The sequence below is a fragment of the Pseudomonas sp. GW456-L13 genome, assembly GCF_017350115.1.
Classification (GTDB): domain Bacteria; phylum Pseudomonadota; class Gammaproteobacteria; order Pseudomonadales; family Pseudomonadaceae; genus Aquipseudomonas; species Aquipseudomonas jessenii.
The window spans coordinates 690,316-697,825 of sequence record NZ_JACNAS010000002.1 but is presented as its reverse complement, the minus strand read 5'-3'; the positions used below and the strand labels follow the sequence as shown (position 1 = coordinate 697,825).

At 59.7% G+C, this 7,510-nt stretch carries 7 protein-coding genes; 3 read left to right on the top strand and 4 right to left on the bottom strand.

Going from position 1 to position 7,510, the window contains the following annotated elements:
* The first annotated feature begins 12 nt into the window (after window positions 1–12).
* Window positions 13–825, top strand: a complete 813-nt coding sequence (locus J4D25_RS17210) for an alpha/beta fold hydrolase (protein WP_057713861.1) — start codon at window positions 13–15, stop codon at window positions 823–825.
* Between the two features lie 94 nt (window positions 826–919).
* Here J4D25_RS17210 and dsbG read toward each other — a convergent pair whose 3' ends face one another.
* The 4 genes from dsbG to J4D25_RS17190 form a co-directional block, all read right to left on the bottom strand.
* Entirely contained in the window at window positions 920–1,687 is a 768-nt protein-coding gene (gene dsbG / locus J4D25_RS17205) for a thiol:disulfide interchange protein DsbG (protein WP_057713862.1), read from the bottom strand.
* Window positions 1,663–2,517: a TlpA disulfide reductase family protein gene (locus tag J4D25_RS17200; RefSeq protein WP_057713863.1), complete on the bottom strand. Its 855-nt coding sequence runs from the start codon at window positions 2,515–2,517 to the stop codon at window positions 1,663–1,665. The genes dsbG and J4D25_RS17200 overlap by 25 nt, the downstream gene beginning before the upstream one ends.
* Window positions 2,517–4,253 (bottom strand): protein-disulfide reductase DsbD, encoded by a 1,737-nt coding sequence (gene dsbD / locus J4D25_RS17195; protein ID WP_057713864.1) that lies wholly within the window; start codon window positions 4,251–4,253, stop codon window positions 2,517–2,519. The genes J4D25_RS17200 and dsbD overlap by 1 nt, the downstream gene beginning before the upstream one ends.
* A 159-nt stretch (window positions 4,254–4,412) precedes the next feature.
* Window positions 4,413–5,105, bottom strand: a complete 693-nt coding sequence (locus J4D25_RS17190) for a hypothetical protein (protein WP_057713865.1) — start codon at window positions 5,103–5,105, stop codon at window positions 4,413–4,415.
* A 294-nt stretch (window positions 5,106–5,399) separates the two neighbouring features.
* Here J4D25_RS17190 and J4D25_RS17185 point away from each other — a divergent pair, with 294 nt between their 5' ends.
* Together J4D25_RS17185 and J4D25_RS17180 are read left to right on the top strand one after the other, a co-directional pair.
* Window positions 5,400–6,080, top strand: coding sequence for a response regulator (locus tag J4D25_RS17185; RefSeq protein ID WP_057713866.1), 681 nt, complete (start codon window positions 5,400–5,402; stop codon window positions 6,078–6,080).
* Window positions 6,077–7,402, top strand: a complete 1,326-nt coding sequence (locus J4D25_RS17180) for an ATP-binding protein (RefSeq protein ID WP_057713867.1) — start codon at window positions 6,077–6,079, stop codon at window positions 7,400–7,402. The genes J4D25_RS17185 and J4D25_RS17180 overlap by 4 nt, the downstream gene beginning before the upstream one ends.
* Window positions 7,403–7,510 lie beyond the last annotated feature (108 nt).

Below are 7,510 nucleotides of genomic sequence, written 5' to 3'. Positions count from 1 at the left end.
CGGAGACAGTCGATGCCCTTCGTAACGATAGACGGACAAGCCCTCCACTACATCGATCAAGGTACCGGCCCGGCGGTACTGCTGGCCGGTAGTTACCTGTGGGACCAGGCCATGTGGGCGCCGCAGATTGCCGCGCTCTCGCAACAGTATCGTGTGATAGCCCTGGACCTGTGGGGGCACGGCCAATCCGGGCCGTTGCCTGTCGGTACGACGTCGCTGGATGACCTGGCGCGTCAGGCCCTGGTCCTGCTCGATCATCTGGACATCGAGCGGGTCACGCTGGTCGGCCTGTCGGTCGGCGGCATGTGGGGCGCGCGCCTGGCCTTATCGGCAGCGCAGCGGATCAACGGACTGGTGCTGATGGACACCTACGCCGGCGCCGAACCGGAGCCGACTCGCCAGTACTACTTTTCACTGTTGAAGCAGATCGAAGAGGCGGGTGTCATCACGCCAGCGCTGCTGGATATCGTGGTGCCGATTTTCTTCCGGCCGGGCATTGATCCGCAGTCGGCGCTCTACCGGGATTTTCGTGCTTCCCTCGCGGCTCTACCCGCGGATCGCCTGCGTGAAAGCATCGCGCCGATGGGGCGGATTACATTTGGACGCGATGACCAGTTATCGCGTCTGGGCGAACTGGACGCAGCGACCACGCTGGTGATGTGCGGCGATCAGGACAAGCCTCGGCCACCGGGTGAAGCCCGTGAAATGGCTGAGCTGATTGGCTGCCCGTGGGTGCTGGTGCCGGAGGCGGGGCATATTTCCAATCTGGAGAACCCAGGGTTTGTGACGGAAACCTTGTTGGCATTTTTGGCCGACAGAAATTAGTCGAATCTACCGATGCCATCGCGAGCAAGCTCGCTCCCACAGGTGATCACCTTTCCCTGTGGGAGCGAGCTTGCTCGCGATGGGGGCGCTGAACTCACTTCGGCCCGAGAATCTTCGCCAACTTATCCGGCGACGGAGCGCCTTGCTGCTGTTGCAGATTGCCCTTGTCATCCATGTAGAAAATCGCCGGCGTCGCCTGCAACTCCAGCTCTTCCATCAATTGCATGTTGGCCGCGAACTTTGCCTGAATCGCCGGCGGCACTTCCTTCAAGGCCTTGAGCGAACTCTCCTTGCCAGCGGCTTCGTGATCCTGCAGGGCTTTTTCCGGGTCTTTGGCGGCGAGCAGCGCGGCGGATTTCCCCGGGCTGTCTTCGCGGATGATGCCCACCATGATGTGGCGCAACTGCACTTTGCCGGCCTTGACCCACGGTCGGGCCTGTTCCCAGAACATGTTGCAGTACGGGCAGTTCGGGTCACTGAACAGGTACACCACGCGCGGCGCATCCTTCTTGCCGTCGCCGATCCAGTTGCTGGTTTCGAACTTGGCCCAGACTTCCTTGGCCATCGGCGCATACACCAGTTTCTGCAAAGGTGCGCTGCTCAGGTCATTGCCCTCGGCGTCATACAGGTTGCCCAGCAACACGTGTTTGCCATCCGGGGTCAGGTACAGCGCCATGCCGCGGTTCTGGTATTGCGCGGCATAACCACGCAAGCCGTCGGGGGCGTCGAACTGGCCGACGATTTTCGCGCCCTTGGCCTCGATTTTCTTGATGGCATCGGGCAACTCTTCGGCCTGCACCGATGGCAGGTGCAACAGGGCAGCACCAAGGCTCAGGGTCAGCAGGTGGCGGAGGCGGGGCATGGCAGTTTCCTTGAAGAGGTGGCGGGTACGGTGTCGAAGTTTTCCAGCGCGCGGGCCAGGCTGGCTTCCGACAACTCGCCCAGATGGCTGCCCAGCAGGCGACCCTCGGGGTTGTAGAACAGCGTAGTCGGCAATGCCATGGAACCGACGGCCTGGCTCAGACGCCCACTGCCGTCGAACAGCACGTTGGACAGGCTCAGGCCCTGGGTTTCCAGAAAGATCGCGACGCTTTGCATGCTTTCTGACTGATTGACGAACAGGAACGTCAGGTCCGGCCGTTGTTGCTGGGCGTTTTCCAGCACCGGCATTTCCCGGCGGCACGGCGGGCACCAGGTGGCCCAGAGATTGATCACTAACGGGCCTCCCTTGTAGTCGGCCAGTTGCACGGTTTCGCCGGCGGCGTTGCGCAGGATGATTTCCGGCAGGCGTGTGCCTTGTTCATAAATCGACAGGGAGAACGTCGCCAACAGCCAGAACGCCAGGCCACTGGCCACGCCAAAGCCCAATGGACGGCGCAGACCCGGGCGACGCCAGCCGCGATACAGCGTGGCGAGCAAAACGACCACTACCCCCGGCCAGGCGAGGAAACCGCCATCGCGCAGGTCGATGACCTGCCACGGATCGTTGCGATAGTGCACCCAATAGGCCGCCACGAAACTGATTCGGGCTGCCAGCATGCCCATCAGAAACAGGCTGAACAGCACCGACTCAGGGTTTTCACCACCACGCTTGGCGACCCGCCAGCCGACAAAAGTGGCCAGCGCCAGCGCACTGATCAACAGCAGGTGATTGAGCGCGATGGCAAAGGTGCCGAGGGTGAAAGTCAGCATTAACGGGCATCTCGGGTGGTGGTCCAGCGTTGCAGGAATGTATCGGCATCGACCTCGCCGGTGATGCGCTGGCTGCGCCGCTCTTCACCGTCCACGCCAATCCATAGCAGGCTCGGTGGCCCTGGCACTTGGTAACGGCCGAGCAGTTCGCGGCTGGCGGCATTGTCGGCGGTGACGTCCAGTCGCAGCAAGCGCACATCGCTCAAGGCCTCGAGGACACGGGTTTTGCCGAAGACCTGTTTCTCCATGACCTTGCACGACACGCACCAGTCGGCGTAGTAGTCCAGCAGCACCCACTGACCCTGAGCCTGTGCGGCGTCGAGTTCCCGTTGCAGTGCCTGCGGATCCTTGATGGTGATGAAGGCATCGTGGCCAACCGGCACGGCGGCCACAGCCTGGTTCGAGGCGCGGTAGACCTGCAATGGCTTGAACGGATCATCGCCGCCACCGGCTGCACCGATCACCAACAGGCCACCCCATAAACCGAGCAGTAACGAACTGGCGCCAAACAGGTGAGCGATACGGCCAAAACCTTCCGACTGCTTCCAGGCGCTGTAGGCCGCGATCAACAGCAGCGCACCGCACAAGCCGACCCACAGGGATTCGTCGAGCACCGGCCGCAGCATCAACAATGCGGTGGCGAGGAACAGGAAACCGAAAATGCCTTTGACCAGATTCATCCAGGCGCCTGGCTTGGGCATGAAACGATTGCCGACGGTCACCAGCAGCAACAGCGGCACACCGATGCCGATGCCCATGGCAAACAGAATCAATCCGCCATGCAGCGCGTTACCGCTTTGCGCGATGTAGAGCAGGGCGCCGGCCAGTGGCGCGGTCATGCAGGGACCAACCAGCAGACCGGACAGCGCCCCCAGCACCCCGGCGCCGATCAGACTGCCGCCGCGTTGATTGCGCGAGACGTTTTCCAGGCGATCACGCACGGCCACCGGCAGTTGCAGTTCGAAGAAACCGAACATCGGCAGCGCCAGCAACACGAAAATCGCCGCGAAACTGCCCAGCAGCCAGGGGTTCTGCAACCAGGCTTGCAGGTTCGCCCCGAGGGAGGCGGCCAGGACACCCATCGCCGCATACACCAGCGCCATGCTGACTACATAACTGCTGGCCAGGGCGAATCCGCGTCTGGGCGTGGCGCCACTGCCGACGATCAACCCGGCCAGAATCGGCAGCATCGGCAATGAACAAGGCGTGAAGGCCAGCAACAGGCCCAGGCCGAAGAACAGCACAAGGCTCCAGCCCAGCGCTCGTTGTTGCAGGCCGCTGGCCAGCGCCTGGTCCGGCGCTTCAGTGGCCGCATTCAGTGCATTGGTATTGCCCAGGTCCACGACTCTGGTTTGTGGCGGATAACACAAGCCGGCATCGGCGCAGCCCTGGTAACTGACCTTGACCTGACCGCTGGCACCCGCCGGAATTTTCAGTTCCAGGCCCTGACGGTAGACTTGCTGTTCACCGAAAAACTCGTCGCTGTGGGCTTCGCCTTCCGGTAGCACAGGATGCTGGTCGGCAGGCAAGCCATCGAACTTCAAGCGTTTCTGATACAGGTAATAGCCGTCGGTGATCTGCCAATAGAGCTGGGTTTCACCGGACTCCAGGCGTTCAGAGGTAAACGCGAAGGCTTTATCAACCGGGAGGAATTCAGGTTTGGTGTCGAACGGATTGGTTCCCGCCTGGGCCAGGCCCACGATCAAGAGAGTAAAAAGTAAAAACAGACGACGCATGGATAAGCCTTTGTCCTGTGCTAATGAGGTGCACAGTGGCGGGTGGCGATTAACCGATGATTAACCCCGTCCGTTGTGGCATTAAAAATGCGTCGTTTGATTCCAGCTTTTCGGGCAGTTGATCGATGAAGGGTGCCCGAATCATGTGGGTGCTGATGCTTAGTTTGCAATTAGTCCTGGCCACGACTCTTCATCGATCGCGATCGGATCCGATATACTCCGTTTATTCACGTCAAATCTCAGATATTCATTATTGGTCAGGAAAATATAAAAAAATGTGTCGAGTAGTGGGTAGTCGTTAAGTGCTGCCGTTATCATGCGACCTCTATATTGCTCCAATTTGCCCCATATAGAGTCTTTGAGGGGTTTTAATTTCGGTGCTTTTTTCAACCACGGACTGTAGGTGAGATAGTTTCCGTCATTCAGCAATATGTGGAAAGTGTGCTTGATTTCCGCTTTTTCATCCCACATGACACCAATAATTCTGTCAAAGTAAGGTTGTAGTGGCGACCAGTCAGTTTCTGAAATGTTTTTTTTGAATATTACTTTGTCGTTTTGTTGATCGTACTTGCATACCATCGGTGTATTGCCATTGTAATAGAAAAACCAAGTTATATCACTTTCGAATTCGAGGTTCCAATTGCGGCCCGAAGTATTAAATCCGAAACGCAGGTCTTTCACATGTTGGTCGAAGTCGTCCCAGTGAGAGACTACAGAGGGGGGATGGTTATCCGCGGCCTTGTTGTCCCCCAAGTTGAAACGAGAGTAGGTGTTTGTGTCCTTGAAAAAAAAGTAAATGCGATCGGGTCCGTTACGGTGGTCGACAGCTACAAAATTTTTAAGTTCTGGCATGATCTGATTCCTTTCAGATTGTTTAAGTGCTGAAGTACTTCGAGATGTGCTGTTTTCGGTTTTCGAAGTTGGTGCGAGATTATCGTTTTTACTTGAATGAGTTTAAGGTGTTTTTATCGGCTTTATGTTTCCAGGCTAGTTGAGGTGATTAATCTTGCGTGTTCCTGTAAACGCGCGTGTCGGGCGCGACGGATGGGCTGGAGCTTTTCCGTGCTGTTCGTCAGTCAGTCGCCTTGTCATAATTGCGCCTTAATCCACAGGTGTTTGACTCTGGTTTTTACTCTTGGAGCGCCCATGCACGTACTGGTTTGCGAAGACGATGAATTGATCGCCAGCGGTATCGTCGCCGGCCTGACCGCCCAGGGCCTGACCGTGGAACACGTCGCCACGGCGTCCGCCGCCCGGGCGATGCTCAAGGTGGCGGAGTTCGACGTGATGGTGCTCGACCTTGGGTTGCCGGACGAGGATGGCCTCAAGCTGCTGCAGCAGTTGCGCCATCAAGGCCTGGAGTTGCCGGTTTTGATCCTCACCGCCCGGGACTCGGTCACTGATCGCGTCGATGGCCTGCAAGCCGGTGCCGACGACTATCTGCTCAAACCGTTCGACTTGCGCGAACTCGCTGCACGCTTGCACACGCTGTTGCGGCGGGTGGCGGGGCGCAGCGTCAACCTGATCGAGCATGGTGCCCTGACCTACGACCCGAGCAGCCGCGAAACCACGCTCGCGGGGCAGCCGGTGGACCTGTCGCGCCGTGAGCAGTCATTGCTGCAAGCCTTGCTGCATAACCGTGGCCGTGTGTTGTCCACCGAGCAACTCAAGGACAGCGTCTACGGTTTCAACGACGAACTGGAAAGCAACGCCCTTAACGTCCATATCCATCACCTGCGGCGCAAACTCGGCAATGGCATTGTCGAGACCGTGCGCGGTCTGGGCTATCGCCTGGGGCCGGCTGATGGCGGAGAAAAATCGAAGTGATGAGTCTGCGTTTGCGCCTGAGTCTGACGCTCGGCGCCGCATTTGCCTTGATCTGGGCCCTGGCCGCGGCCTGGATGCTCAGCGATCTGCGCAATCAAATGATGTTTTCCCTCGACCAGCGCCTGGTGGCCTCGGCACGCATGGTCGCCGGCCTGATGGAGCAACTGCCGCCCGTACCGAGCAAGGGCGAGGGCACCCACTTCAGTGCCGAACAGCTGAACATTCCGGGTGGCATGGCTTGCCAGGTCAGCTCGTTGCGCGGCGAAATCCTTGCCCGCAGTCACACCGATCCGCAGCAGACCCTGGAGGCCGAGAAACTCGGGTTTCACGATCAGATGATCGACGGCGCGCCGTGGCGCAGTTTCACATTGGCCCGGGGCGATCTGCGCATCACCACCGCCGACCGGCAGATCGAGCGTGAGGCGTTGAACATGTCGATCCTGCTGGCCGCTTCGGTGCCGGTGGGCGTGGCGCTGCTCGGTTGCCTGTGTTTGCTCTGGCTGGGCATCGGCCAGGGGCTGGCGCCGCTCAACCGCATGCGCGATGCCTTGATGCGCCGTAGCGCCGACTCCCTCGAACCCTTGCAGATCCAGCCACTGCCCAGCGAGCTGCAACCCTTGCTGGAAACCCAGAACCAGTTGCTCCAGCGCATCGGCAAGACCATTGAGCGCGAACGTCGCCTGACCGGAGACGCGGCCCACGAACTGCGCAGCCCGCTGACCGCGATCAAGACCCACCTGCAAGTGGCGCGGATGACGCAAGGCAGCGCCCGGGACCAGTCCCTGGCCCGGGCCGAAGAGGGCGCCGACCGTATGCACCGGACCCTCGAACAATTACTGTTGTTGGCGCGCGTCGAGGGCAGTCTGTCATTCGACGACGGTGTGCAGTGCAACGCCGAACAAGTGGCGAAACTGGCGATCCAGGACGCGGCAAGCGGCGATCGCCAGCGCATCAGGTTTCAGGCGCCGGGCAAGGTTTCCGCCGCGCCGGTACAAATGCCCGCCGTGCTGTCGATTGCCGCGCTGCGCAACTTGCTCGACAACGCACTGCGCCATACTCCCGCCGACAAAGCGGTGGAGTTGAGCCTGGAAACCACCGGCAATCGTGTGCAGTTTGTGGTGCGCGACCATGGGCCGGGGATTGCCGAAGAAGATCTGCAACACCTGACCCAGCGCTTCTGGCGCAACGGTCAGAGCACCGGATGTGGTCTGGGGCTGGCGATTGTGCAGGCCATCGTTCAGCGTTGCGGTTGCACGTTGCATTTCGATAGCCGGCCGGACGGCTTGCGGGTTGAGCTGACGATGCCGCTGCAACCGGTCTGAAAAACACCACCTCCCCTGTAGCAGCGAGCTTGCTCGCGATGGTCGATAACGATAACGCGTGCTTTCTGAATGCACGCGCTGTTCTTGAGTCCATCGCGAGCAGAGCTC

Bases quoted from the DNA above. Each gene is read 5' to 3' on its own strand.
- J4D25_RS17210 (WP_057713861.1), top strand. From the start codon at position 13: ATGCCCTTCGTAACGATAGACGGACAAGCCCTCCACTACATCGATCAA.
- dsbG (WP_057713862.1), bottom strand. From the start codon at position 1,687: ATGCCCCGCCTCCGCCACCTGCTGACCCTGAGCCTTGGTGCTGCCCTG.
- J4D25_RS17200 (WP_057713863.1), bottom strand. From the start codon at position 2,517: ATGCTGACTTTCACCCTCGGCACCTTTGCCATCGCGCTCAATCACCTG.
- dsbD (WP_057713864.1), bottom strand. From the start codon at position 4,253: ATGCGTCGTCTGTTTTTACTTTTTACTCTCTTGATCGTGGGCCTGGCC.
- J4D25_RS17190 (WP_057713865.1), bottom strand. From the start codon at position 5,105: ATGCCAGAACTTAAAAATTTTGTAGCTGTCGACCACCGTAACGGACCC.
- J4D25_RS17185 (WP_057713866.1), top strand. From the start codon at position 5,400: ATGCACGTACTGGTTTGCGAAGACGATGAATTGATCGCCAGCGGTATC.